Source organism: Brachybacterium sp. AOP42-C2-15 (assembly GCF_052377065.1).
Taxonomy (GTDB): Bacteria; Actinomycetota; Actinomycetes; order Actinomycetales; family Dermabacteraceae; genus Brachybacterium.
In genome coordinates this window covers 1-25,013 of record NZ_JBQSWK010000041.1, presented here as the reverse complement: position 1 = coordinate 25,013, position 25,013 = coordinate 1, and the positions used below count along the sequence as shown (strand labels likewise).

Sequence of the window (25,013 nt, the reverse complement as noted above, 5' to 3'; positions counted from 1 at the left end):
GTCGGATGGATCGGCGAGGACGCGGAGACGTTCCGGCAGATGTGGCACGCCCAGGTCGGACCGGCCTTCACGGCCTGCGCCGATCATCTTCGGCGCCGGAAGGACGAGCTGGCGAGCCATGCCGACGAACAGGATGCCGCCTCCGACGCCGACCCGGCTGGAGGTCCCGGGGGCGACGGGGAGGGATGGTCGCAGAGGGGTGACGGCACGTCCTCGGGATATCGGGGCGAGTCCAGCAATGAGGACGGGAGCCGGACGGAACTGCATCCCGAGGACCGGGAAGGGGACCCGGAGATACCTCCGGGGATCGAGGACTGGGACAAGTCCGACCCCAACGCGGAGAATGGGCATCACGCGCCGGACCAGGACATCGATCTCGACGACAGGCCCTTCAGCGTCGATGACATCAACCAGCGCGGCATCGGGGACTGCTGGTTCCTCGCTTCGCTCGGCGCCACGGCCCGCGCCGACCCCGCCTGGCTCCGGGAGCAGATCTCCGACAACGGCGACGGGACCTACACGGTGACCATGTATCACGAGGGGGAACCTGTGGAGATCACCGTCGAGGGCACGTTCAACGCCGCCGGAACCAAGGGTGGGGACGGCCAGCCGAACTGGGCCTCGATCTACGAGAAGGCGGCGGCGGAATACATGGGAGGTTCGTACGGAGACATCGTCGCGGACCAGCCGGAGCTCGCTCTCGAGATGATCACGGGCAACGACGCCCGCTATGCCGACGGCGCGACTCTCGAGGACATCCAGGGGTATCTCGAGGACGGTTCTGTCGTCGTCGACACGAAGGTCGAGGAGAACGGATGGTGGATCTTCGAGAGGGATCACGTCGAGGCCGACAACATCGTCCCGAACCACTCGTATGTGGTCGATGCGGTCGAGATGCGGGAGCACCCGCCCGGTTCCGGCACCATGGAGCAGATGATCAGGGTGCAGAACCCGTGGGGCCCGAATGCTCAGGTGAACGAGAATCCCGGAGGGAGCCTGTGGCTGACGGAGGCCGAGTTCCAGGAGAACTTCCGCCGCACGAACTATGTCGACGCACCGACCGCCGGAGAGTGAGGAGACGATGATGGAGTTCATCGATCACCCGCAGGGCACCCAGGCCATGCTCGGCAGCACCCTGGTGGGGATCATGCAGGTCGGACACACTGGCGAGGGGTCAGTGGTCCGGGTGATGATCCGCAGTCGGGATGGCGACCTGATCGTCACCGCCTTCGAGGGCGACGAGATCGCCATACCGGGCGATGGTTCCGCTGTCGTCGGCCCGGCCAGCGCGCCGGACGGGACCAGCGCACGATGGCGGATCGCACTGGCGCATCGGCCGTCTCCGATGCCCTGAGCCGAGGTCACGGCACGGCACGGCACGGCACGGCACGGCACGGCACGGAGCATCCGCCGCGTCAGCGCTCGCTGCGGTGCGCGACCCAGGAGCGGTGCAGCCCGGCGTAGATCCCGCCTTCGAGGGCGACGAGCTCGGCGTGGGTGCCGTGCTCGGCGAGGTCACCGCCGTCGAGCACCATGATGCGGTCGGCGCGCTCGGCGGTGGAGAGGCGGTGGGCGATGGTGATCGTGGTGCGGCCGCGGGCGAGGCCGTCGATCGCCTGCTGCAGGCGCACATCCGCCGCGGGGTCGACGGCGCTGGTGGCCTCGTCGAGCACGATGATGTCGGGGTCGGCGAGGTAGGCACGGGCCAGCGCGACCAGCTGCCGTTCTCCTGCGCTGAGGGATTCACCGCGCTGGCCGACGGGGGTCTCGAGCCCCTCGGGCAGCTCCGCGGCCCAGGTCGCCAGGCCGAGCTCCTCGAGCGCCTGCTGCATGTCCTTTGTGGTGGCGTCGGGCTTGCCGTAGAGCAGGTTCCCGGCCACCGAGGTGTCGAAGAGGAAGCCCTCCTGGGGGACCATGATCACGCGGGCGCGCAGGGAGTCGTAGGGCACCAGGTGCAGGGGGACCCCGCCGATGAGGATCTCGCCGCTCGCGGGGTCCATCATGCGGGTCAGCAGCTTGGCGAAGGTGGTCTTGCCGCTGCCGGTCTCGCCCACGATCGCGATCCGGGAGCGGGCAGGGATCGCCACGTCGATGCCGTGCAGCACCTCGGGGCCGGTGGGGTACGCGAAGCGCAGATCGCGGATCTCGATATCGAGCAGACCCTGCGGCAGCGGGGTCGCGCCGGGGACGGGTGCGCGGTGATGCCCGGTGTGGGGATCCATCGCACCGGCGGGGTCGGCGACATCGGCCGGGGTGTCGAGCACGCCGAGCACGCGCCGCCAGCCGGCCACCGCGTTCTGCGCCTCGGAGAGCATCTCGATGCCCATCCGGACGGGCTGGCTGAACAGGGAGACGAGGAAGACGAAGGCGATCACGCCGCCGGCGGTGAGGTCGGCGCCGGGCAGGTCGATGCCGAGCGCGCCGGTGCCCAGCACGATGCCGACCACGACCACCACGGCGGTGGCGAGCCCGTCGGCCGTCTCCGAGAGGAAGAAGGACGCGGACTGGGGCTTCAGCACCGCGAACTGGGCGTTGCGCACCTCGCCGATGCGTCCCACCTGGGAGGCGCGGGTGCTCTCCTCGGTGCCATAGGCGCGCACGGTGGCGGAGCCGACGAGGGACTCGGAGACGGCGCCCAGCATCTCGCCGACGTTCGTGCGCACCCTCTGGTATCGGGCGCGGATGCGCTTCTGCAGCGAGCCCATGATGACCAGGATCGGCAGGTAGCAGATCCAGACGGCGAGGGCGAGCGGCCAGGAGTAGAAGGCCATCACCCCGGTGGCCAGGACGAGCTGCATGCTCATCACCACCAGCATGATGCCGCCGAAGCTCATGAACTGGCTGACGGTGTCGACGTCGCTGGTCACGCGGGAGACCAGCGCGCCGCGCTGCTCGGTGCCCTGGGTGAGCAGGGACAGATCGTGGATATGGCGGAAGGCGCGCTTGCGCAGGGTGGCCAGGGAGTGCTCGGCCAGGCGGAACAGGCGCCGGTTCATCAGCACGTTGCAGGAGGCGGTGACCAGCAGCACCAGGGCCGCGAGGCCGGCGGCGCCGGCGACGAAGGCGACGTCGGGCGTCTCCGGGGCGATGATCCCGCGGTCCAGGATCGACTGCACCGCGATCGGCACCACCACCTTGCCGGCGGTCGCGACCACGGCCAGCAGCAGGGTGATCCAGAGCCCGCGCAGCAGCTCAGGGGTGAGCGCGAGGCCGCGGCGGATGGTGGCGATCGCCCCCTCGTCGGTGGTGGTCTCGCTGCCGAGTGCGGAGGAGCCGGGGGCGGTCATCGGTCGCTCTTCTCATCGGTCTCGACGCCGGATTCGACGGCGGGCTGCAGCTCGACGGCGGGGAGGGCGCCGGTGCGGATGGGCACCTCGCACTCGCCCTCGTCGGCCCCTGATTCCTCGTGGCGATGACGGCCGACGGCGCCGTGGATCGCGATCGCGCCGGTGACGGTGCGCTCCCGCTCGGCGGGCACGGCGACCGCGGGGTCGGGACCGTCGCTGGGCTGCGGGGCGGAGGCTTCGAGCAGGTTGTGGGAGATCGCGGCCTCGTCGTAGGCGTCGACCAGGGCGCGGTAGCCGGTGGAGCGGGTGCGCAGCTCCTCGTGGGTGCCGGTGTCCGAGACGCGGCCGTGGTCGAGGAAGACGACCTGGTCGGCGAGGGAGATGGTGGATTTGCGGTAGGCGATCAGCAGCAGGGTCGACTCGGTCATCTCGCGGCGGATCCCGTCGAGGATGGCGAGCTCGACGCTGGGGTCGCAGGCGCTGGTGGCGTCGTCGAGGATCAGCAGCCGGGGCCTGCGGGCGAGGGCCCGGGCGAGCGCGATGCGCTGGCGCTGACCGCCGGAGAGCGAGCCGCCGCGCTCCCCCAGCTCGGTGTCCAGGCCGTCGGGGAGGGCGTCGACGAAGGTCTCGGCCTGGGCGACGCGCAGCGCCCAGCGCACGGTCTCCTCGTCGAGGTCCTCGCCGAGGGTGACGTTCTCGCGCACGGTCGCGTCGAACACGAAGGCCTGCTGGAGCACGAGGGCGACGTCCGCGGTGAGGGCGTCGGCGGTGAGGGTGCGCAGCTCGGCGCCGTCGAGGCTCACGCTCCCGGTGGTCGGTGCGACCAGGCCCGCGGCCAGCAGCGCGAGGCTGGACTTGCCGGAGCCGGTCGCGCCGACGACGGCGAGCACACGGGTGCCGGCGTGCGGGTCGGCGTGCAGGCTGACGTCGTGCAGGGCATGGCCCTTGCGCACCGCGAGACTCGCGCCGTCGACGCCGCGGCCGAGGATCACCTGGGACGGGTCGTCGAGGTAGACGAAGGAGACGCGGTCGATCTCGAGCACGCCTGGGCCGTCCGGGAGCGGGTCCGGGCCGTAGGTGCGCTCGTCGGCCACGTCGAGGATCTGCTGGACGCGGCCGCCGCCGACGACGGTGCGGGAGAGGTCGCCGAGCACCCAGCCGAAGGAGCGGATCGGCAGGGACATCAGCGTGAACAGGTAGGCGACCTCGACGAGCTGGCCGGTGGTGAGGTGCCCCTCCCCGATCCGCCAGGCGCCGAGCACGGCGACCGCGAGGATGCCGAGGTTGGGGAGGGCGTCGATCGCCGGGTCGAACCAGCCGCGGATGTAGCCGAAGCGGATTCCCGTCTCCCGCAGGTCGTCCGCGGCGCGGGTGAACCGCTTCTCCTCGACGTCCTCGCGGCCCAGCGACTTCACGACGTTCGCGCCGTCGAAGGACTCGTGGGCGATCTCGGCGACCTCGGCGCGCAGCTGCTGAGAGCGCATCGCGATCGGGGTCGCGAAGCGCTGCATCAGCACGTTGAGGATGATCAGCAGGATGATCAGGGCGAGCATGACCAGCAGGATCACCGGGTCGATGCGGGCCACGACCACCGTCGCGTAGACCAGCATCACGATCGTGGACAGCGCGAAGGGGAAGGGTGCCATCGCGAAGAACGTCGCCTCGACGTCGGAATAGACGGAGCTCAGCAGGGTCCCGGTGGCCTGGCGGCGGTGCCACAGCAGCGGCACCTTCGCGTACACCTCGACGATCCGTTCGCGGTAGAGGCGGAAGAGGTCGAACTGGGTGGCGGCGGCGAAGATGCGGCGGGCCATCACGGTCACGGCGCGGGCCACGGCGATGCCGAGGATCGCGAGGCCGCCGCCGATGATCAGGGCGGGTGCCGCCTCGCCGCGCTCGAAGGAGGGCACGATGACGTGCTCGGTGACGCGGCCGATGACGGCGGAGGTCCCGATCTGCAGCAGGGCGAAGGCGACCGCGCCGAGCACGGCGAGCAGGAACCAGCGCCGCTGCTCCCAGGAGCCCTTCAGCAGGCGCTTCAGGCCCGGGATGAGGACGGCGGGGTGCTGGCGCTGGGTGGGCGCGGTCATACGGTCACGAAGTGGACGACGACCGCGATCGCGAAGGTGATCGTGGAGAGCATCGCGAGGGAGAACTCGATGAGGATGCCGGTGCCGAGCGCCTTGATCGCCACCCACGCGGAGGTGAAGCCCTGCTTCCAGTCCTTCTGGCGCAGCGCCTCGCTGACGTACAGACCGATCAGGAACCCGATCGGCAGGCCCAGGAAGGGGATCACGAAGATGCCGACGATGCCGGCGGCGATGCCCACATAGACCGGCCACATCGGCACCTCGGCGGCGTGCAGCCGTTTCCCGGTGAGGACATAGCTGGTGGTCATGCCGATCGCTCCGAAGATCAGCACGAGCGCGAAGGCGACCCACGCGGGCCACCCTCCCACCACGATCGCCCAGATCAGGGTCGCGATCACGAGGGTGATGGTGCCGGGCAGCACGGGCACGACGATGCCTGTGAGGCCCACGATGTAGGCCAGTCCGACCAGGACCGTCACGATGATCTGGACGGTCAGGGAGTCCACCACGGTTGTCCTCCAAGGTGTTCAGGGATGGGGGCGGTGCGCAGCGCGGGACGGCGCGCGGGACGGGGCGGGCCGGGAAAGCGTCTGCACGCCCTCGTCCATCCTATAGGGAACGGCCGACGGTCATACGCGGAGCGCCCCTGCGATCAGGGCAGCCGCACCACCTGGCCGGCCCACGCGAACCCGCCCCCGAAACCGATCAGCAGCGCCGTGGCCCCGGCAGGGATCCGCCCGGTCTCGCGCAGCCGGGAGATGGCCAGCGGGATGGTCGCGGCGGAGGTGTTGCCGGAGGTGATGATGTCGTCCGCGACCACGGCGTCCTCCCGCAGGCCGAGGGCGGCGGCGAGCGGCTCGATCATCCGCAGATTGGCCTGGTGGGGGACGAACACGTCGATGTCCTCGATGCCGAGGCCCGCCGCCTCGACGATCCGTCGGGCGATGCCGGGCGCCTCGCGCAGCGCCCAGCCGAGCACCTGGCGGCCCTGCTGGGCGAAGTAGGGTCCCTCGCCAGCGGCGTCGGCATTGATGGTGACGGCGTCGGCCAGCTCGGGCTCGGTGCCCCACACGACGGGGGCGATGCCGGGCTCCTCGCTCGCGCGCAGCACCATCGCGCCCGCCCCGTCGGCCGTGAGGATGCAGGTGGCGCGGTCGGTGTAGTCGGTGAAGGCGGAGAGCTTCTCAGCGCCGATCACCAGGGAGACCGCGGAGGCGCCGGTGCGGATCGACATGTCGGCGACGGCGAGGGCGTGCTCGAAGCCGGAGCAGGCCGCACCCACCTCGAAGGCGGCGGGGGCGGGGATGCCGAGCGCCTGGGCGACGCGGCCGGCGGCGCTCGGTGAGCGCTCCTCGTTCGAGCAGGTCGCGACGATGATCTGGGTGACCTCGGAGGGGTCCACGCCGGCGTCGGCGAGGGCGGCGCGGGCGGCGGCGGTCGCCATCTCCGGCACCCCTTCGCCCGCGGCGGCGATGCGTCGGGACTCGATCCCGGTGCGCTGTCGGATCCATTCGTCATTGGTCTCGACCAGCTGCTCGAGTTCGTGATTGGTCATCACGCGCTCGGGCCGGTAGTGGCCGGTCCCCACGATCTGCGAACCGGGGCTCAGGGGCGCCGCGCGGAGGGCGGGACGCGGTGCATCAGGGGATGAGGACATGTCGGCTCCTGCAGGATCGTGGCGGACCGGTGCGGCCCGCGCCCAGCAGGAGACCTTACGGTGCTGTCGTGAACGAGTTGATGCGGCTGGCCCTGGTGGGCATCGCGGGCGGACTCGGCGTCTTCGCCGTGATCCTGCTGCCCGCGATGGGGCTGCAGCGACGGCGCTTCGGGCGGGTGCGGCCCTCCCGGCTGACGGCGGTGGCGGCGATCTGCGTCTACACGATGAGCCTCGCCGGGCTGACGATCGCCCCTGCCTATGACGTGGCGACCACCTGTCGCAGCCGCTCGGGCGGTGCTCTGCGGCTGGACCCCTTCCATTCCCTCTCCGAGCTGCTGGGGATGCAGCGCGGCGGCGCCGGGCTGCTCGAGCTCGCCACCAGCTTCCCGGTGCTGCAGATCCTCATGAACATGGCGCTGTTCGTGCCCCTGGGGCTGATCCTGCGGGGCGTCTTCCGCCAGGACACCACCACCTCGCTCGCCCTCGCCGTGCTGCTGTCAGCGCTGATCGAGCTCACCCAGTACACCGGCGCGTTCGGGATCTATCCCTGCGGCGTGCGGATCGCGGACATCGAGGATCTGCTGAGCAACGCCGCCGGGGCCTGGGTCGGGGCGCTGCTCGCTCCGCTGCTGACGCGCTTACGGGTGCCGCTGTTCGCGAGGGAGGAGCGGCGGCGGGAGGCAGACGGCGACGGGGACGACGGCAGCGACACGGCCGACGGCACCGACGAGGTCGAGGACCTGTTCCGCCACGGTTTCTGATCGGGCGACCTGGGACCATCTGGTCCGTCAGGGACGTTCAGCGTCGTGCGGGCGGCCCGACCTCCAGCAGTCGAGGGTCCACCGCGCCGTCGAGCCAGGTGAGCAGGACGTCGTTGAACAGGCCGACGTCCTCGATGTTCCAGATGTGGTGCATCTTCGGGGCCAGGCGAAGCTGCGCCTGGGGTGCGGCGCGGCCGAGCAGGGCGAGGGAGTCGCGGAACACCGACGGGTCGTGCTCGGCAGCGATGGCGAGGATCCGTCCCGAGCCCGGGTTCAGACCAGCTGGAATGCCGCCGGTGAACAGCTCGGTCGTGAGCGCCGACATGCTCTCCTTGCGCAGGGTGAGCCCGTGGGAGACGAGCTGTTCCCGCCCTTCTGCATCGAGCCCGTAGGCCTTCGCCTGCAACTCCCAGAACCAGCGAGCGTCCCAGAGCGCGATCTGCAGGCGGCTGAGGGCGCGAGCGGTGCGGCCGACGGGAGCGAGGATCGCACCGGTCGCGAGTGTCGAGCGGACGCGGTCCGGGTGACGTGCGACCACCCGCAGCGCCGTGACCGCACCGAGGGAGAGGCCGACGAGGTGGAAGGGCTCGGCGACCCCGAGCTCGTCGGCCCGGGCGATCACTCCGTCTGCCACAGCATCCAGACCCGGCCAGGTCTCGGCGGCGCGATGACCGAATCCGGGGAGGTCCAGGGCGAGCACCACGCGGTCATCGAGCGCACCCAGCTGTTCGGTCCACATCCAGTTCGCGACGGTTCCGCCGTGCAGGAGCACGACGGGTGCGGCTGACCCTGGTCCGAGGGGAGGGTGGAGTTCGGGGAAGGTGGTCACGGTAGTGATCTCTCGGTGTCGTCGAGCCAGCGGAGCTCGGCGCGGGCATGCGTGATGCCGTGGTCGAGGGTGGCGAGGCGCAGGGTCCCGGCGCGGTTCCCCTCGGCCTCGTCCGCGATCTCGGGGCGCATCCCCTCGAACTCGGCGAGCCGCTCGGTCACTGCCGTACGGCGGTCTGCGACGAGTGTGCGCAGGGCGCCGTCATCGAGCTCGTCGGCGAAGAACAGTCGGGCCAGGAAGGGGTGACGGGAGGGCTGCGGCTCCGGGGGCGAGGTCAGCCACAGCGCGAGCGCGTGCCGGCCAGCGTCGGTGAGGCGGTGCTCCTGCCGATCCGGGGCACCGTGGCCGGGGATCGTCTCGACCTCCGCGTAGCCCTCGGCGACGAGGGTGGCGAGGGTGCGGTAGATCTGAGATTTGTCGGCCCACCAGAAGTGCCTCACGGAGGAGTCGAAGTGCCTTTTGAGGTCGTATCCGGTCATCGGGGCGAGGGCGAGGAGCCCGAGGATGATGCGCGAGAGGTTCACACCACTAGTAGACAATGCACCTAGGTGACTTGTCTACTATTGCTGACCGGGCGCCGCACCCCCTCAGGCGGTGATGGTCAGGCTCGAGCGGCTGTCTGCGCCGCGGCGCACGTGGATCTGCTCGGGGATCTGGGCCTTCATGTCGCCGACATGGCTGACGATCCCGATCACGCGGCCGCTCTCGGCGAGCCTGCCCACCTCCCGCACCACGGTCTCGAGGGTCTCGGGGTCCAGGCTGCCGAAGCCCTCGTCGATGAAGAGGGTCTCCATCTGCACTCCCCCGGCCTCGCCCATGACGATGTCCGCCAGGCCCAGTGCGAGGGCGAGGGAGACGAAGAAGGTCTCGCCGCCGGAGAGGGTCTCGGGCACTCGCACCTGGTCGGTGCGGCGGTCCAGGACCAGCAGGTCCAGGCCCGTCTTCTTCGCGCCGCGGGCGCCGGTGTCACGCAGCAGCTCGAGGTCGGAGCCGGAGAACAGGGCGAGGCGGGCGTTGGCGGCCTCGATGACGGCGTCCAGCCGCCACATGAGCACGTAGGTGGAGAGCTGCACGCGCTCTCCGTCGGCCGAGCGGCCGGTGGCGAGGTCGGCGACCCGCACGGTGATGCCGGCGTCCTCGCTGACGCTGCGCACCTGGGCCGAGGCGGTCTCGAGCGCGGTGCGGGCGGCGGCGCCCCGCTCGGAGATGCCGCGCTGGCGGGCGGCGAGACCGGCGGCCTCGGTGGAGGCTGCCTTCGCGAGGGTGAGCTTCTCATCGGCGGCGACCACGGCGGCCTCGGCCGCCTCCTTGGCCTCGTCGCTCGCGGAGACCTCGGCGATGCCCTCTTCTGACATGCCGTCGGTGAGCCGGGACTCGTCGACGGCGCGGGTCTGGACGAGCTTCTGCAGGCGGGTGCGCTCTGCGGGGACGAGCACTGCGGCGCGGACCGCGTCGGGAGTGGCGAATCCGCTGGCGGACAGCGAGGTCACCGCCTCGTCGGCGAGCTCGGCGGCACGCTGCTCGGCCTCGGTGCGGGTGCGCAGCACCTCTCGCAAGGCGGTCGCGGCCCGGGCACGGTCGCTGTGGGCACGGCGACGCGCGGCGATGGAGTCGTCCTCCCCGCGGGCCTCGGTGACCTTGGTGCGGTCGCTCGCGAGTGCGTCGGCTGCGGCGGTGATCTCGGTGCTCTCGCGTTCGACGGCGAGGGCGTCGTCCTGCTTGCGGCGGGTGAGGTGCTCGGTCTCCTCGTCGAAGGCGGCCAGGGCTGTCTCGAGCTCGGCAGCCTTCGTCTCGGCGGCGCGCGCCGCCGTGACCTCGGCCTGCGCGGTGTCGACGGCGGTCTCGGCGGTCTCGGGGGTGAGGTCTCCGGCGGCTTCGCGGAGCCGGGTGAGCTCCTGGCCGGCCAAGGCGTGCGCCTGGTCGGCGCGGGAGTGCGCCGCTTCGGCAGCTTGGCGGGCCTGCTCGGCGACTTCGACCTGCTCGGGACTGACGGCATCGTCAGCAGCCCCTGCCGGGTGGGGGTGCTCGAGTGCGCCGCAGACGGGGCAGGCGTCACCGCCCGTGAGGTCGACGGCGAGCTCGGCGGCGATCCCGGCGAAGCGGCGGCGGCGCAGCTCGGTCTCCGTCGCCGCCCGTTCCTGGGCCGTGCGGAGGGTGGTGGTCGCCTGCTCGCGCAGCGTCTCGACCTTCTTCTCGTGGGCGACAGCAGATGAGGTGGCCTGCTGTCGCTCCTCGGCGGTGCGCAGGGCGAGGCGGGCATCGCCCAGCACGGCGGCGGCTTTGCGGGCTGCGTCCCGCACGGTGATCTGCTCGGTGCGGCGGGCGGGCCGCGCTCCGAGCTGTGCGGTGAGGGCAGCGAGGGCGGTCGTCGCCGCAGTGAGCTGCTCGCGTCGCGCGGCGAGCTTCTGCTCGCGGGCGGGCAGTGCTGTCTCGAGCTCGACGAGATCCTTGAGCGAGCCGGCCGCGGTGGTGGCTTCGTCGGCGGCGGCCATCAGCTTCTCGTCGGCGTCCTCCTCTTCCAGCAGATCCACGAGCTCGCTCTGCTGCGGCCGGGTGGTGCTCGCCAGCTTCGCCAGAGCCTCGACCGCGACGGCCACCCGGGTGGAGGCGGCGTCGCGGCGGCGCAGCACTTCGACGACGGGTCGCGCGGACTCGTCGCGCTGCAGCGAGGTGCGTCCGATCTCGAGGGCGGGCTTCTCCATCGAGAGGCGTGCAGCCAGGGCGTCGAGCTCACGGCGACGATCGATGCGCTTGCGTGCAGCCGTGGCGCTCTCGGCGGCGGTGCGCGCAGCCAGCTCGAACTCGCCTGCCGTCTCTGCAGCGCCCTGTGCGTCGTCAGCCCGCGCGATGACCGCCGCGAGGTGCTCCCCGGCGAGCACCGCCAGCGGTTCCAGCCGCAGCGCCGTCGCATGCTCGTTGAGCACGGCGCTCTGTTCTGTCTCGAGCGCGGTGGCCTCGGTGAAGCGGGCGAGCGCAGTGCCGAGGGTCTGCTGGGCGGCGTCGACCTCTCGCTTGGCCCGCTTCCGCATCTCCTCGAGCTGCTTCTCCACCGCGGCGTAGGTCTCGGTGCCGAAGACGCGCTGCAGCACGGCCTGGCGTTCCCCGGTGCCGGCGCGCAGGAAGCGGGCGAACTCGTTCTGGGGCAGCAGGACGGTCTGGGTGAACTGGTCGCGGGTGAGGCCGACGGCCCGTTGGATCTCGCGGCCCACCTCGTCGATGCGGGTCGCGATCGCTTCAACGCCGCTGCCGCCGCCGGCGGTGTCGGCGATGACATCGGGGATCAGCTGCGGGGAGCCGATCCGCCAGAGCACGGCTTTGGCCTGCTCCTTGGTGGTGCCGGTGCCGCGCAGCTTCTGGCGCTGGAACTCGGGCTGGCGGCGCACCCGGTAGATCCCGGAGGCGGTCTCGAACACCATGTCCACCACGCTCGCCTCGGTAGGGGCGGCGAACTGGGAGCGGATCCGGTCGCTGCTGGTGACAGCGCCAGCGACCTGGCCGTAGAGGGCGTAGACGATCGCGTCGAGGATCGTGGACTTGCCAGAGCCGGTGGGGCCCTCGAGCAGGAACATGCCGCTCGCACCGAGGGCGGCGAAGTCGATCCGGGCGGTGCTCGCGAAGGGACCGATCCCGGTCAGTTGCAGGTGATGGAGCTTCACGAGGCTTCCTTCTGGCGGCGCACCGCGGTGTAGGCGCGGTCCAGGACGTCATGCTCGGCGGCGGTGGGGGCGGCGCCGGTGACGTGGGCGAGGAATTCGTCCATCACCTCGAGCGGGTTCTGCTCGCGGCGCACCACCGGGGTGCCCGCGCGCGCCTCCCTGCCCTCCGGTGCGTACTCGGTCAGCAGCAGGTCGGGGTACGCCTCACGCAACTGTTCCTGCAGGTGGGCGGGGCGAGCCGGGTCGGTGACGATGGCTTTGATCCAGTCGCCGCCGTGCTCGTCGCGCTGGCTGAGGATCTCTTCGAGGGTGCCGCGCAGCTCGGTGAGTGGGCGTGGGACGGGGGTCTGGATCCGTTCTACGGACACTGCCGCTCGGCCGTTATCTCTCGGGGCGCCGAGTTCGACCAGCAGCACGGACTTGTGGTGGTGGCGCTCGGAGAAGGAGAAGGCCAGCGGGGAGCCGGAGTACCAGGCGGGGGCACCGACGGTGCGGGTGAGGTCCTGGCAGCCGTGAAGGTGGCCGAGGGCCAGATAATCGATCCCGCCGAGCACCCCCGCGGGGACGGAGTCGACGCCGCCGACTGCGAGGTCGCGTTCGGAGTCGCTGGCCTCGCCACCGGTGACGAAGGTGTGGGCGAGCACGACGATGCGGGCGCCGGGGTGGGCGGCGGCGCGCTCGTGGACGCGGTCCAGTGCGGCACGGGTGACGGCCTCGTGACTGCGGGCCAGCGGCGGCTCCCCCTCGCCGACCAGCTCGGTGCGCGCACGGTCAGGTTCGAGATAGGGCAGGCCGAAGAAGAGCACCTCGCCGTGCTCGTCTTCGACGCTCACGGGGTGCTCGATGCCGGGGACGTCGGTGAGCAGGTGGACGCCTGCCTTCATCAGGCCGCGGCCGAAGCCGAGCCGTTCCGGGGAGTCGTGGTTGCCGGAGGTGAGGACCACGGTGGCGCCGGTGTCTGCGAGGCGGGCCAGTGCACTGTCGAGCAGCTTCACGCTGCTCACCGCGGGGACAGCGCGGTCGTAGACGTCGCCGGGGATGACGACGACGTCGACCTGCTCTGCCCGGACCAGGGCCACCAGCCAGTCGAGGAAGACGGCCTGATGCTCGTGCAGGTCGACCTTGTGCAGGGTGCGTCCCAGGTGCCAGTCCGAGGTGTGCAGGATCTTCATGCCCCGAGCCTACGAGCGGGGACTGACAGCCGGCACCGCCATGCACAACCGGCAGGTCAGACCACCGGCAAGTCACACCACCGGCAAGTCCTGGGCATGCCGACGTCCCGGAGCACGGGAGAGTGCGCCAGGTGCGGCGGGATCTACGTGGGCCGACAGCCACGACGGCCACCTGACGCCACCGGGACTCCGGTGAACCAGTGCACCGGGGTGCTGGCGCGGCGACCAGTGGGCGAGTCAGTAGGGCGGGGGCCCGTACTCGTCCCAGGGTCCGGGCGGGATCTCGGTCCCGCCTGGCGGTGGTGGTGGTGGTGGCGGTGCCGACGGCGGTGGCGGTGGCGGTGCCGACGGCGGTAGCGGTGGCGGTTCATCCTTGCCGGTCGCAGGCTCAGTGGCCGGCTCCCCGGCATACGTGCCGCGCAGGAAGGCGACCCACGCGCGCTCGAGATCTGCGGCGATCTGGAGGCTCGCGGTGTCGAGTTCGTCGGTCGCGGTGGCGACGTCGCCATGGTGGCCGATGGCCCAGCGGGTCCGGCCGGGTTCACTGGCCCGAGTCGGGAGGCGAGTGGGGTCCAGGAGGCCGTTGGTCTTGTCAAGATGGTGCTGCCAGCACAGCAGATGGAGGTTCTCGATCTCGGTGAGCCCGCCCTCCCCCGGGGTGCCGCGCAAGCATTCCTCGATGTGATCGCACTGGGAGGCCCAGGAGGTGGGCCGGGTGCAGCCGGGGACCGCGCACTGGGCATTGCGCAGGCGCATGTGCTCGAGCATCGCGGCGGTGGGTTCGAATCTGTCCGCGGGCAGCGGGAGGAAGGCTCCGCTGCAACGGTCCGTGAGGACTCGGTACCAGGTGCCCGTGCTGCCGGCGAGAGAGCGGGCGAGCGCTGGGGGAAGCGGGATGGTGCCGTCGAGGCTGCCGGGTTCATCCGAGGCGCCGAGGAGGGTGAGCGCGGGGACGGTGATGTTCAGGCGGAACCGCTCGCCGGGGACATGCACTCCCTCGAGGTCCAACGCCGCCGTGGTCATGAGCACGAACCGCAGCTGGTTCAGCGGCAGTGCCTTCCCGGTGTCCAGGACCGTGCCGTCCGGGTCATGCGGGATCGGGGTGCCGTCGCGAAGCGCGGCGCGCTGGGCCGCTTGGATCGCCCGGGCAGACTCGTCGAGCTGCTTCCACTGCGCGAGGATCTCCGGGATCGGACCACTGATCTGGAGAGTCCCCATCCCAGGTGCGACGCTCGGCAGCAGGTCGACGCTACGGGTGAGCGCGGCGAGCGGATCCGGGTGCTCCTCACGCTGTTCGAGCAGCGCAATGAGCTTCTTCAGCAGGGTGAAGAAACGTTCCGCGGTGATATCCGGGGACCAGGAGGCGACAGCGATATCCAGATTCTTGCGGGAGCTGTCGGAGAGCTGGCGAGAAGTTTTCAGCATTTTCTGGAACCACGCCGCGGGCAGGTTCCCGGATTCCAGCTCCACAAGGCACTGCGGAAAGAGGTGCACCGCCTGGTAGGCGTCCCGCAGCTGCCAGCCGGCGGCACCGCGTGTCACCCTCAGCGCGAGACCGGCCCGCAGAGTCTCCACCTCATCGAGCTCGGTGACCTCCTCATATCCGCCGTCGTGCTCATAGAGGTCAGCCAGGGCGCGATACTTCTCCGCCAGGCAGAGCGCGGTGCGCTTCTCCGCATCCCACACTCGCTGGGTGGCCTCGCTGAGCTGAGGGTCGTCCATGCTCTTCCCGCGGCGGGGCAGTGACTCACGGGTGAGCGCCTGGCGCGCTGTGACGATCCGCAGGTGCGTGGGAAGCGACGCAAGGAAGGCTGCGTCGGCCGATTCGTCGCGACCCTCGTCATCGAACAGCGACGACGAATTCTCCACGGCGCTCATAGCGCTCCCCCTCCTTGCCGCCTCGCATCTGGTCGCGGACTCCGAAGTCCGCGAGGGGCGGGCCTCCCTGCCCATCCGACACCTCGATTTTATCGGAATGCCCCGACAATCGACAGGACGCGGGCCAATTGTGGATAACTTTCAGACAGCATCCCAGAACGCCCAGAGGGCTGGGCCCTGAGACATTCTTTCCTCCACAGTGCAGGGTTATCCACAATGCGGAGGCGAGGAGGGTGTTCCACCGGATGGATGGGCGCTGGCAGCCCAGGGCTCTCGCCCTGGAACGGGCCTGGCCGTCGGCGCGGTCCGTCCTGCGGCGTCATTGTGGGGACGGCCTCCCCGTGACCTCGGGGCCGGGACGGCGTAGCGTGCGAACATGACCGCCGACGATCAGTCCACTCCCGCCTCCTCTCCCGCCGATCCCACCGCAGAACTCACCGCCGACGTCGTCGTGATCGGCGGTGGGCCAGTGGGCGAGAACATCGCCCAGTACGCGATCGAGGGCACCGACCTCACCGCGATCCTCGTCGAGGGCGAGCTGCTGGGCGGCGAATGCTCCTATTACGCCTGCATGCCCTCGAAAGCGCTGCTGCGGCCGCTCGCCGTCGCGGGCGCTGCGGCGAACCTGCCAGGGATCAGCACCCCGGAAGTCGACCGCGAGGCGCTGCTGGCCCGGCGCGACACCTGGGTCTCGCACTATGACGACTCCGGGCAGATGGAGTGGGCCAAGGGCGCAGGCCTGCAGGTGGTGCGGGGGCACGGACGGATCATCGGCGAGCGCGAGGTGCTGGTCGAGGCGGTGGACGGCGGAGGGCCGACGCTCGTGCGCACCACCCGCGCCGTCGTGATCGCGACCGGCTCCCAGGCGGTCACCCCCGATGCGCTGAAGGAGCTGCTGCCGTGGACCTCACGCGATGCGACTGGGGTGCGCGAGGTGCCGGGCGAGCTGGTGATCGTCGGCGGCGGCGTGGTCGCGGTCGAGGCGGCGACCTGGATGGCAGCGCTCGGCAGCGAGGTCACCCTGCTGGTGCGCGGCGGCACACTGCTGTCAGGCTTCGAGCCCTTCGCCGGGAAGCACGTGCAGGACGGCCTGGAAGCTCTCGGCGTCGACGTGCACCTGGGCACCACCGTGCTCTCCGGCGAACGCGACGGAGCCCGGGACACCGGGCTCGGCCAGCTCCACGGCGGGCGGGTCACGCTGCAGATCGAGGACTCGAGCGGGCGGCGGGAGGTCGTCGCCGACGAGGTGCTGGCAGCGACAGGTCGGCGGCCTCGACTCGCCGATGTCGGCCTCGCATCGATCGGCCTGGTCCCGGAGGACGTCACGGGTGCGGAGCGCCCCACCTCGGACGATGCCACCGGCGCGCCGCTGCCCGAGTGGCTGCACGCCGTGGGCGATGCGAGCGGGGAGGCGCCGCTGACGCACTGGGGCAAGTACCGGGCCCGCGTGATCGGGCAGGCGATCCGCGCCGGCGCCACCGGAGAGGCGCTCGAGCCGGTGCCCGAGTCCGTCCCGGTGCCGCAGGTGGTGTTCACCGATCCGCAGGTCACCTCCGTCGGCCTCACCGAGGCGGCGGCCCGGGAGGCCGGGCACGATGTGGTCACCTCGCAGGTCCCCTTCAGCGGGGCGGCCGGTTCTGCGCTGCTGCGCGACGACGTCACCGGCACCGCCCAGCTGGTGGTCGATCGAAGGACGCGCACGCTGGTGGGAGCGACCTTCGTCGGCCCCGATGCCTCCGAGCTGATCCATGCCGCGACCATCGCGATCGTCGGGCAGGTGCCGGTGCACGTGCTGCGACACGCGGTGCCGAGCTATCCGACCGCCTCCGAGCTGTGGCTGCGCCTGCTCGAGGAGCTGCCGCGAGAGCTGCGCGCGGGCTGAACAGGGCTTCCGCACCGCCCTCCTCCCTTCGGAGGAGATGACAGATAACACTGGTCCCGGGGCCGACGGATCGGGTGGAATGGGGTGTGCCGCGACTCCGCGGCGCCGTCCCGCACCACCTCGGAGGATCATGTTCACGCGGCTGAAGCGCTCCCGCCAGCTCCGGCGGGCGAAGCCCGGTGACGGCAGCGCGCTGAAGGATCTGCGCTGGTGGCAGCTGCTGACGCGCACCCAGTTCTTCCTGGATCCGGCCGAGCCCGAGGGCCGCCCTGCGCGCTACACCGTGGACGTCCGCTATCTCGCCAGCGAGCTCGAGGGCGGGAAGATCGCCGAGGGCGCCCGCCATGCACCGGTGGCGCTTTATCGCGATGGCCTGCAGCAGCAGATCGCGACGCCGCCGGTGGCCTTCGCGGTGCCGGGCGGGGTGATCGAGGTGGCGACCAGCACCTACGGGCTGACCCGGATGCATCATGTGCCAGAGGGCAGTCGCGAGGGGCGCACGCTACGTCCGCATCAGCGCTCACTCGAGGGCCTGCGAGCCCGTTTCGGCCGACGCCACCCGGGCCCGAGCCGGGCGATCGGAGCGCTCGCGGTCCTCATCCTCTTGATGGGCCTCGTGCTGATGGTGCCCCAGGCCGCAGAGCTGATCACGAGCCTGGATCCGGTCGCCGAGCGGGTGGGCACCTTCACCTCCCCGATACAGCTGCCGGCCTGGGCGAACACCTCGCTGATCATCGCCGGCGCGCTGGCGGCGAGCGAGCGGGCACTGACCCTGCGGAACCACTGGCTGATCGATGCGGACACGACGTGGACCAGCTTCGGCTGAGGCTCCAGCTGCTGCCGGCCGCCCACTGATTGCTGTCCCGCGGCGAGGAAACCGGTCGCCGCGCCCCCGCCCTTCGTCGTACCGTCGGTGCCATGCCCCCGCTGCCTCCGCCTCTCGACCAGCCCGCAGGGCCTGACGCGCTCTACGCCGATCCGCGCCTCGCCGCCTGCTACGACACCTTCGACGGGGAGCGCGACGACCTCGACCACTACTGCACGATCCTCACCGAGCTCGGTGCACACTCGGTGATCGATGTGGGCTGCGGGACCGGCGCGCTCGCGGTGCGTCTGGCGGCCGACGGGGCCTCGGTGACCGGCGTGGATCCCGCTCTCGCGTCCCTCGAGGTGGCGCGTGGGAAGCCGCACGCCGAACAGGTGCACTGGATCCACGGCACCGCGCCGGACCTCCCGGCGCTCGACGCCGACGCCGCCGTGATGACCGGCAACGTCGCCCAGGTGTTCGTCTCCGACGAGGCGTGGGCTGAGACCTTGCGCGGGATCCGCGCGGCACTGCGCGACGGCGGGGCGCTGGTGTTCGAGTCCCGTCGTCCCGAGCGCCGGGCCTGGGAGGAGTGGCAGCAGGACACCGCGGAATCACGTCATGAGGTGCCCGGGCTGGGGCTGGTCCGCTCCCGCCCCACCCGCTTCGAGGTCGCGCTGCCCCTGGTCACCTTCGCCGATGAGTTCACCTTCGAGGACGGCTCCACGCTCACCTCGACCTCGACGTTGCGTTGGCGCACCGAGGCGGAGCTGCGCTCCACGCTCACGGAGGCCGGGTTCGCGGCCCAGGAGTTCCGCGACGCCCCGGACCGGCCCGGGCGAGAGTTCGTGGTGGTCGCCCGGGCGGTGTGAGGGCACCCGACGGCGGCGCGGGCTCAGCCCTCAGCGCCAGCTTCGGTGCCGGTCCCGGTGTAGAACCCGTAGGTGGCGTCGGCCCGCTGCTGGGCGACGTCCGCATCCTCTCCGGAGGCGGTGTGGGCCACGGCCCAGCCGTCCGCCGCGCCGCGGTAGAAGGAACGACCCTCCTCGGTGAAGGCCCAGGCCTCCGCCTCCGACGGGGCGAGCGACCCCCCGGTCGCGCCGAGGTGCAGGGCCAGGCCCAACAGGCCGCCGTCCCAGCCGACGCCCGTGGCGCCGGGGCCGAAGGTCTCCCACATCTCGGCGGGGATGTCCGCGGTGAGCGAGGTGTGCTCGAGCTCGAAGCGGGTGGTGTCCTCGCCGTCGGCGGCCAGGCGGATGGTCAGCCAGGACACCCCGCCCATCATCTCCCAGGTCACGGAGTACTCGGCGGTGCCGTCGGCCGGAGGTTCGCAGGCGAGGATCTCGCCGCCGGCGTTGCCCTCGAACTGGTAGCGGCCGCCGAGCTGGAGGTCGCCGCTGATCGGCAGGAACCAGCGCTGGATGCGCTCGGCGGTCGTGACCGCATCCCAGACGTCGGCGAGCGCGGCGGGGTAGCTCTGCTCGAGCGTCTGGACGTGCGCGGGGGCGCCATCCCGCTCCTCGACGCGATAGGCGCGAGTGACGGACTGCAGCTGGGTGGGGACATCGACCATGTCAGGTCTCCTTCTCGATAGTGGTGGTGGAACTGATGGTTTCTGCGCTGAGCCGGCGCTGCCGCTTGCCGCGAGCGAGCTCGGTGCCGAGCGCGTCGAGCTTCGGCAGCCAGAAGCGCTCGAAGGGGCTGAGCCAGTCCTTCGCCTCGCGCGGGCCGCGAGCGTCGACCGCATAGAGCCGTCGTCGCCCCTCGGCCCGGACGGTCGCGAAGCCGTGCTCGCGCAGGACACGCAGGTGCTGGGAGACGGCCGGCTGGCTGATCCCGAACTCCTGCTGCACGATCTCGCCGATTTCCCCCGCGCTGAGCTCCGGGGTGCCGCCCACGGGCGCATCAGGATCCCCGTCGTCGGCGAGGAGTTCGAGGATCCGCCGCCGCACGGGGTCGCCGAGGACATCGAGCGCGTGCATGCCCTGATCCTCCCCTCGAATAACGCATAAGTCAAGTCTTATGCATTGCGAGTGTCCTCCCTCAGCGGCGAGTGGCCAGCACGATCGCCCGGTAGGCGACGCCGAGCAGCACCAGGGCCACCCCGGCGACGACGGTGCTGCCGGGCAGCGCTGCGACCAGCAGCACGCAGCCGACGAGGCCCAGCACCTGCAGCACCTTCGGGAACAGGCGCCACTGGCCCACCTGGGTGAGCGCGGCGAGGTTCGCGACCGCGTAGTACAGCAGCACCCCGAAGGAGGACGCGGCGATCGCGACCAGCACGTTCGAGGCCAGCAGCACCAGCAGCACGATCGCGATCCCGGCGACCGCTTCGGCCCGCTGCGGCACTGCGTAGCGGTTGCTGGAGCGGGCGAGCGGGCGGGGCAGGTCGCCGCCGCGCGCCATGGCGAGCATGGTGCGGGAGACCCCCGCGACCAGGGCGAGCAGGGCGCCGGAAGCAGCGGCGACCGCACCGACGGTGATGACCACGCTCCACGCCTCGCCCGCGCCCACAGCCTGCAGGGCGGCGAGGAAGGGTGCGGGCCCCCAGCCCTGGTCCCCGGGGGCGGGGCCGACGAGGACCAGCACGATCGACAGCGCGAGGTACAGCACCGCCACCACGCCGAGGGCCACCAGGATCGCGCGGGGGATGGTGCGGCGCGGGGCGATGACCTCCTCGCCGAGGGTGGCGACCCGGGCGTAGCCGGCGAAGGCGAAGAACATCAGCGCCGCCGCCTGGATCACGGCGAGCACGATCCCGGCCGCTCCCCCGGTCCCGGCGCCGAGCACCGCTGCCAGTCCCCCGTCCCACAGCCCGGCGCGGGCACCGGCGAGCGGGCCCGGCACGACCCAGGCTCCTGCGCCGCCATCGCCCGCCGCGCCCGCAGCGTCCGCAGCACCGGTGCCCGAAGCGGTCAGCAGGCCGACGAGCAGCCTCCCGCCGGTCAGCACCAGCGCAGCGAGCGCGACCGTGACCAGCACCCGGGCCAGCGCCGCGGTGCGGGTGATGCCCACCAGGTTCACGCCGGTCAGCGCCACCACCACGAGTGCCGCGACGATCCGCTGGAGCGGTTCGGGCACCAGGTAGGCGGAGATCACCAGGGCCATCGCCGCGCAGGAGGCGATCTTCCCGATCACGAAGCACCAGCCGGCGAGGAAACCCCACCAGTTGCCGAGCTGCTCGCGCCCGTAGTGATAGGTGCCGCCGGAGCTGGGATGCTGGGCGGCCAGCTGCGCGGTGGAGGTCGCATTGCACAGGGCGACCGCGGCGGCGATCAGCACCGCCAGCGGGGCGAGAGCGCCCGCGAGGTCCTGGGCGGCGCCGAGGGAGACGAAGGCTCCCGCGCCGATCATCGAGGCGAGACCGATCACGACGGCATCGCGCAGTCCCAGCCGGCGGGCGAGCCCCCCAGGGATGGGGCCCTGGGACGTGAGCCGGCCGACGGCGGGGTTGGTGGGGACGGGGCCGTCCAGCTCGGAGCTGCCGGGAGTGGTGGTCATGAATTCCGTTCGATGAGGGCGCCGACATGGCGGGACGCCGGCGGTGCGCATTGCCGACGAAGGTCGGTGTGCACGGCCGGCGTCCCCATCATGCAGGTCAGGAGTGGCGGGGCGCCATCGCCAGGTGCGTCAGCGCCCCCGGCCCGCGCCGTGAGGGTCAGTCCTGTTCGGACAGGTACGTGATCTGCTGATCCACGCTGAGCCGGTACAGGAACGCGGCAGTCGCGTCACGGTTGGTGGCGTTCAGCGGCCGGTAGGTCCCATCGGTCCAGCCGGTGCTGATCCCCTCGGACTTCATCCACGCGATCTCCGTGGCGAACTGGGTGTTCGCCGGGACATCCTTGAACACCGCCGAGGTCGGTTCCGAAACATCCGGCGAGCCGGCGTAGCGGTACACGAACGCCGCCATCGCATCCCGCGCGATCGGAGTGGTGGGACGGAACGTACCGTCCGACCAGCCCCGGGTGATGCCCTGCTGGTGCGCCCAGATGATCGCCTCGTAATGCTCATCGCCGCGCTCGACGTCGGTGAAGGGCTCGGTGCGCGGCGGGTCCACGTGGGGTGATCCGGCCATCCGCCACAGGAACGCGGCCATCGCGTCGCGGTTCACCGGCTGCAGGGGACGGAAGGTGTTGTCGGACTCCCAGCCGGTGGAGTAGCCCTCGCTGCGCATCCACATGATCTCGTCGTAGAACATGTTGCTCGGCGGGACGTCGGCGAAGTCTGCGGGCTCGGCCGGCGTATCCGGGAAGCCGCCGTCCAGGCCCACGATCATCGGATCGTGGTCGGAGGAGGCGAAGGGGCCGGTCTCGTAGAGGTCGGTGAGGTTGTTCTGGTAGCGGGCGTACTGGGCCATCACGGACTCGGGGCCGTTGATCTGCCAGTCGTCCGCGCCGCTGACCCGCTCGGCGCCGGAGGCGTTGGCGATCACGTGGTCCAGGGAGCCGACCATCCCACCGTAGCTGTACGACCAGCCCTCGGGGTCATGGGTCTCGCCGAGGTTGACGAAGCCCTCCGCGTAGAAGAGCTGCAGCGGCTCCTCCCGGGTGTAGGCGTTGAAGTCGCCACCGTGGAAGACGTCCTCGACACCGAGCTCAGTCGCAGTCACATCACCCCAGGTCAGCAGTGCCTCTGCCTGCTGCATGCGGGAGGTGCGGGCATTGCCCTGCACCGGGTCCTCGGGGAGGGCGGAGTCCTCGGCATCGCTCGAGCCCTTGGACTTGAAGTGGTTGATGGTGAAGAAGAACGGCTCGCCCTCCACCTGCTCGCCCTCGACCTGCTCCTCGCCGCTGCCCTGGACCGGGACGAAGACCTGACCGATCGGCTCACGGGCGTTGTTGAAGGCCTCGTCACCGGCGAGGATCTGCGCGCCGCCCTGTGGCGTGACCGCAGCAGGCTGGTAGATGATCGCGTTGGTGATGGCGTCCTGGCCGCCCTCGAGGCCGAGCGCCTCGTAGGCGTCACCGGTGGAGATGTAGGCCCAGGTGCCCTCGCCGTCCTTCTCGTTCAGCGCGGCCACCAGGGTGGCGGTGGCCTCGTCGGACTCCTCGCCCAGGCGGGCGGAGTTCTCGATCTCGGTCAGGCCCACCACCTCGGCGCCGGTGCCGGAGATCGCGTCGACGATCTTGGACTGCTGGCGCTCGAGGTCGTCGGCTCCCCAGGCGCCGCGCAGGTCGCAGCCGCCGCGCACGGTGGTGCCCTCGCCGTGCATGTCGGTGTACGGCTCGCAGCCGGGGGTGTCCTCGCCGAGGGTGGTGAAGTAGTTCAGCACGTTGAAGGTGGACAGCTGCAGGTCACCGCCGACGTCATCGGGAGCATCCTCGCGGGTGTTCTCGAAGTCGACCCCATCGGACTCCGCAGAGGTCCAGGGGGTGGTGACGTTCAGCCGCCACTGGTCGAAGGTAAAGGCGACCACAACGGGCTGGGCGAAGGTGGGGGCGGCGCCCACGCGCACCGGCTCCTCGGTGGTCAGCCAGCTCATCGGCTCACCGGGATTGTTCTGGAAGTTCGTGGTGCGGCCGTCATCCAGCAGGATCATCTGCTCGGCGCGGCTGGCGAAGTAGGCGGTGGCCTCCTCACCGGGGCGCATGATGTCCCCGGCCTGCAGCAGCGGCTCGTCGCCGATCGCGAGGGTGACCTCGCCGAAGCGGTTCGTGTCGTACACGTCGGTGACGGTGAAGTCGCCCTCGCCCGGCAGGTAGAGCATGTGCTCGAGGCTCTCACGCTGCGCGTCCTCGGTGGGGAAGCCGCCGGAGAGGGTGGCGGGCACGACGGGGGCGAGCGCCTCGGTGAGGATCTCGAGACCGTCCGCGCCGACGCTGACCTGCGTGGAGTCGAAGTACTCGGAGACCTCGCCGGTCACGCGCACGGAGTCGCCGATCGCGACCTCGCTCGCCGTCGCGGCGGAGTACACGAACACGGCGGTGGAGCCGGTGTGGGTGCCGAGGTCCAGCGCCCCGCCGGTGCCGGCGGCCTGGATGATGTAGCCGTTCAGGCCACCGGTGGCGTACACCGCGGTGACCACACCCTCGGTGGTGACGGCCTGGCCGGCGAGCGGGCTGGCCGCGCCGGTGCCCTGGATCTCGGCGATCGTCGCCGCGATGGCGTCGGCCGGCGGCTCGTCGTCCCCGCCACCGTCATCCCCGCCGCCTGTGAGCTCCCCCGGGGTGGGGTCGCCTGCGGCGAAGTCGGTGGAGTTCTCACCGGTGGCTGCGATCCGGGCGACCGAGGTGGAGTTGGAGGTGCCGGGCGCTGACGCCTCGCCGGAGAAGGTGGTGGCGCCGCCCCAGCCCACGAGATCCACGACGGCCGGGTCCTCGGCGCAGGTGGTGCCGGTGCACTGCAGGGTGCCCTCGGCGTCGGAGAGGGCGAACACGCCCCCGGAGCCGGAGGCGTTGATGCCGCCGGTGAGATCCGCCGCGGGCAGCGGGTCGCCGTTGCCGTTGCCGGCGGCGAGCTGGACGAGGAAGGTGCCGCCTGCGGGGACGCTTCCCTCGAGGGCGACGGTGTTGTTGAAGGAGCCGGTCTTGGAGGCGTACTGCAGGCTCCAGCCGTCGATCGAGACTGCGGCGTCGGAGGTGTTCACGAGCTCGACGAAGTCGTTCTGGAAGGCGGCGCCGCTGTTGCCGCCGCCTCCGTAGATCTCGTTGATCTGGATCTCGCCCGGGGCGACGATCGCGGCCTGGGCCGACGGGGTGAGGCCGGGGGCGAGGCTGATGCCGAGGGCCAGCGCGGCCGCGCCGGCGCCGACGCGGGCCAGGTGGGTGCGCAGCGCGGCGCCGTGGGTGGGGGTGCTCATGGCGGGGACTCCTGGTGGGGGCGAGGGATGGCGCGTGCACAGTCGCTGACGCGGAGCGGGCGGGATGCGGAACGGGTGCGATGCGGAGCGGGCGGGGTGCGGAGCGAGTGGGGTGCGGAGAGGGTGGGGTGGGACGACGGCGCGGGGCGGGGGGGGGGGGGCCCGGGCCGCGCCGGGGGGTCAGTGCAGGTGGGTGA

The 25,013-nt window shown here is 71.4% G+C and carries 19 protein-coding genes; 6 read left to right on the top strand and 13 right to left on the bottom strand.

From position 1 onward, the window contains the following. Positions 1–1,074 (top strand): C2 family cysteine protease (locus ACT3SQ_RS16565; protein ID WP_444601449.1); only part of this gene is annotated, 1,074 nt, incomplete at its 5' end. A 10-nt stretch (positions 1,075–1,084) separates the two neighbouring features. Next, positions 1,085–1,354, top strand: coding sequence for a hypothetical protein (locus tag ACT3SQ_RS16560; RefSeq protein ID WP_444601448.1), 270 nt, complete (start codon positions 1,085–1,087; stop codon positions 1,352–1,354). Between the two features lie 61 nt (positions 1,355–1,415). On the opposite strand, the gene ACT3SQ_RS16555 is transcribed toward ACT3SQ_RS16560, so the two are convergent. From ACT3SQ_RS16555 to ACT3SQ_RS16540, 4 genes are all read right to left on the bottom strand, one after another. Further along, positions 1,416–3,287 carry an ABC transporter ATP-binding protein gene (locus ACT3SQ_RS16555; protein WP_442332006.1) on the bottom strand — a complete coding sequence of 624 codons (1,872 nt, stop codon included), beginning with the start codon at positions 3,285–3,287 and terminating at the stop codon, positions 1,416–1,418. Then, a complete protein-coding gene (locus ACT3SQ_RS16550; RefSeq protein ID WP_442332005.1) occupies positions 3,284–5,377 on the bottom strand; it encodes an ABC transporter ATP-binding protein in 2,094 nt (697 codons plus the stop codon). Before ACT3SQ_RS16550 ends, ACT3SQ_RS16555 begins: the two co-directional genes overlap by 4 nt. Beyond that, on the bottom strand, positions 5,374–5,883 hold the full coding sequence (locus tag ACT3SQ_RS16545) for a DUF456 domain-containing protein (protein ID WP_441445013.1): 510 nt from the start codon (positions 5,881–5,883) through the stop codon (positions 5,374–5,376). The genes ACT3SQ_RS16550 and ACT3SQ_RS16545 overlap by 4 nt, the downstream gene beginning before the upstream one ends. A gap of 146 nt (positions 5,884–6,029) precedes the next feature. Next, positions 6,030–7,034, bottom strand: coding sequence for a beta-ketoacyl-ACP synthase 3 (locus ACT3SQ_RS16540; protein WP_441445014.1), 1,005 nt, complete (start codon positions 7,032–7,034; stop codon positions 6,030–6,032). 68 nt (positions 7,035–7,102) lie between these two features. On the opposite strand from ACT3SQ_RS16540, the gene ACT3SQ_RS16535 reads away from it, so the two are divergent. Further along, entirely contained in the window at positions 7,103–7,795 is a 693-nt protein-coding gene (locus tag ACT3SQ_RS16535; RefSeq protein ID WP_441445015.1) for a VanZ family protein, read from the top strand. Between the two features lie 37 nt (positions 7,796–7,832). On the opposite strand, the gene ACT3SQ_RS16530 is transcribed toward ACT3SQ_RS16535, so the two are convergent. From ACT3SQ_RS16530 to ACT3SQ_RS16510, 5 genes are all read right to left on the bottom strand, one after another. Further along, positions 7,833–8,624 carry an alpha/beta fold hydrolase gene (locus ACT3SQ_RS16530; protein ID WP_441445016.1) on the bottom strand — a complete coding sequence of 264 codons (792 nt, stop codon included), beginning with the start codon at positions 8,622–8,624 and terminating at the stop codon, positions 7,833–7,835. Beyond that, positions 8,621–9,148 (bottom strand): PadR family transcriptional regulator, encoded by a 528-nt coding sequence (locus tag ACT3SQ_RS16525; RefSeq protein ID WP_441445017.1) that lies wholly within the window; start codon positions 9,146–9,148, stop codon positions 8,621–8,623. The genes ACT3SQ_RS16530 and ACT3SQ_RS16525 overlap by 4 nt, the downstream gene beginning before the upstream one ends. A 63-nt stretch (positions 9,149–9,211) precedes the next feature. Further along, a complete protein-coding gene (locus ACT3SQ_RS16520) occupies positions 9,212–12,280 on the bottom strand; it encodes an AAA family ATPase (protein WP_441445018.1) in 3,069 nt (1,022 codons plus the stop codon). Further along, the gene (locus tag ACT3SQ_RS16515) at positions 12,277–13,452 is read right to left on the bottom strand and encodes an exonuclease SbcCD subunit D (protein WP_441445019.1); all 1,176 of its coding nucleotides are present in this window, start codon (positions 13,450–13,452) and stop codon (positions 12,277–12,279) included. Before ACT3SQ_RS16515 ends, ACT3SQ_RS16520 begins: the two co-directional genes overlap by 4 nt. Positions 13,453–13,689: 237 nt before the next feature. Further along, positions 13,690–15,330 carry an HNH endonuclease signature motif containing protein gene (locus ACT3SQ_RS16510; protein ID WP_444601447.1) on the bottom strand — a complete coding sequence of 547 codons (1,641 nt, stop codon included), beginning with the start codon at positions 15,328–15,330 and terminating at the stop codon, positions 13,690–13,692. A 376-nt stretch (positions 15,331–15,706) separates the two neighbouring features. Here ACT3SQ_RS16510 and ACT3SQ_RS16505 point away from each other — a divergent pair, with 376 nt between their 5' ends. From ACT3SQ_RS16505 to ACT3SQ_RS16495, 3 genes are all read left to right on the top strand, one after another. Then, complete coding sequence (locus tag ACT3SQ_RS16505) at positions 15,707–17,212, top strand: dihydrolipoyl dehydrogenase family protein (protein WP_441446096.1); 1,506 nt, start codon at positions 15,707–15,709, stop codon at positions 17,210–17,212. 130 nt (positions 17,213–17,342) lie between these two features. Beyond that, positions 17,343–18,038: a hypothetical protein gene (locus ACT3SQ_RS16500; protein WP_441446097.1), complete on the top strand. Its 696-nt coding sequence runs from the start codon at positions 17,343–17,345 to the stop codon at positions 18,036–18,038. 92 nt (positions 18,039–18,130) lie between these two features. Next, positions 18,131–18,889 carry a class I SAM-dependent methyltransferase gene (locus tag ACT3SQ_RS16495; protein WP_441446098.1) on the top strand — a complete coding sequence of 253 codons (759 nt, stop codon included), beginning with the start codon at positions 18,131–18,133 and terminating at the stop codon, positions 18,887–18,889. Between the two features lie 23 nt (positions 18,890–18,912). On the opposite strand, the gene ACT3SQ_RS16490 is transcribed toward ACT3SQ_RS16495, so the two are convergent. The 4 genes from ACT3SQ_RS16490 to ACT3SQ_RS16475 form a co-directional block, all read right to left on the bottom strand. Then, positions 18,913–19,590, bottom strand: a complete 678-nt coding sequence (locus tag ACT3SQ_RS16490; RefSeq protein ID WP_441446099.1) for an SRPBCC domain-containing protein — start codon at positions 19,588–19,590, stop codon at positions 18,913–18,915. A gap of 1 nt (position 19,591) precedes the next feature. Beyond that, positions 19,592–19,999 carry an ArsR/SmtB family transcription factor gene (locus ACT3SQ_RS16485; RefSeq protein ID WP_441446100.1) on the bottom strand — a complete coding sequence of 136 codons (408 nt, stop codon included), beginning with the start codon at positions 19,997–19,999 and terminating at the stop codon, positions 19,592–19,594. 61 nt (positions 20,000–20,060) lie between these two features. Beyond that, positions 20,061–21,518 carry an APC family permease gene (locus tag ACT3SQ_RS16480; protein WP_442332004.1) on the bottom strand — a complete coding sequence of 486 codons (1,458 nt, stop codon included), beginning with the start codon at positions 21,516–21,518 and terminating at the stop codon, positions 20,061–20,063. Positions 21,519–21,675: 157 nt separating this feature from the next. Continuing rightward, positions 21,676–24,816 (bottom strand): ExeM/NucH family extracellular endonuclease, encoded by a 3,141-nt coding sequence (locus ACT3SQ_RS16475; protein WP_444502356.1) that lies wholly within the window; start codon positions 24,814–24,816, stop codon positions 21,676–21,678. Positions 24,817–25,013 lie beyond the last annotated feature (197 nt).

Bases quoted from the DNA above. Each gene is read 5' to 3' on its own strand.
- ACT3SQ_RS16475 (WP_444502356.1), bottom strand. From the start codon at position 24,816: ATGAGCACCCCCACCCACGGCGCCGCGCTGCGCACCCACCTGGCCCGC.
- ACT3SQ_RS16550 (WP_442332005.1), bottom strand. From the start codon at position 5,377: ATGACCGCGCCCACCCAGCGCCAGCACCCCGCCGTCCTCATCCCGGGC.
- ACT3SQ_RS16485 (WP_441446100.1), bottom strand. From the start codon at position 19,999: ATGCACGCGCTCGATGTCCTCGGCGACCCCGTGCGGCGGCGGATCCTC.
- ACT3SQ_RS16505 (WP_441446096.1), top strand. From the start codon at position 15,707: ATGACCGCCGACGATCAGTCCACTCCCGCCTCCTCTCCCGCCGATCCC.
- ACT3SQ_RS16495 (WP_441446098.1), top strand. From the start codon at position 18,131: ATGCCCCCGCTGCCTCCGCCTCTCGACCAGCCCGCAGGGCCTGACGCG.
- ACT3SQ_RS16480 (WP_442332004.1), bottom strand. From the start codon at position 21,518: ATGACCACCACTCCCGGCAGCTCCGAGCTGGACGGCCCCGTCCCCACC.
- ACT3SQ_RS16500 (WP_441446097.1), top strand. From the start codon at position 17,343: ATGTTCACGCGGCTGAAGCGCTCCCGCCAGCTCCGGCGGGCGAAGCCC.
- ACT3SQ_RS16490 (WP_441446099.1), bottom strand. From the start codon at position 19,590: ATGGTCGATGTCCCCACCCAGCTGCAGTCCGTCACTCGCGCCTATCGC.
- ACT3SQ_RS16560 (WP_444601448.1), top strand. From the start codon at position 1,085: ATGGAGTTCATCGATCACCCGCAGGGCACCCAGGCCATGCTCGGCAGC.
- ACT3SQ_RS16540 (WP_441445014.1), bottom strand. From the start codon at position 7,034: ATGTCCTCATCCCCTGATGCACCGCGTCCCGCCCTCCGCGCGGCGCCC.
- ACT3SQ_RS16515 (WP_441445019.1), bottom strand. From the start codon at position 13,452: ATGAAGATCCTGCACACCTCGGACTGGCACCTGGGACGCACCCTGCAC.
- ACT3SQ_RS16555 (WP_442332006.1), bottom strand. From the start codon at position 3,287: ATGACCGCCCCCGGCTCCTCCGCACTCGGCAGCGAGACCACCACCGAC.
- ACT3SQ_RS16510 (WP_444601447.1), bottom strand. From the start codon at position 15,330: ATGAGCGCCGTGGAGAATTCGTCGTCGCTGTTCGATGACGAGGGTCGC.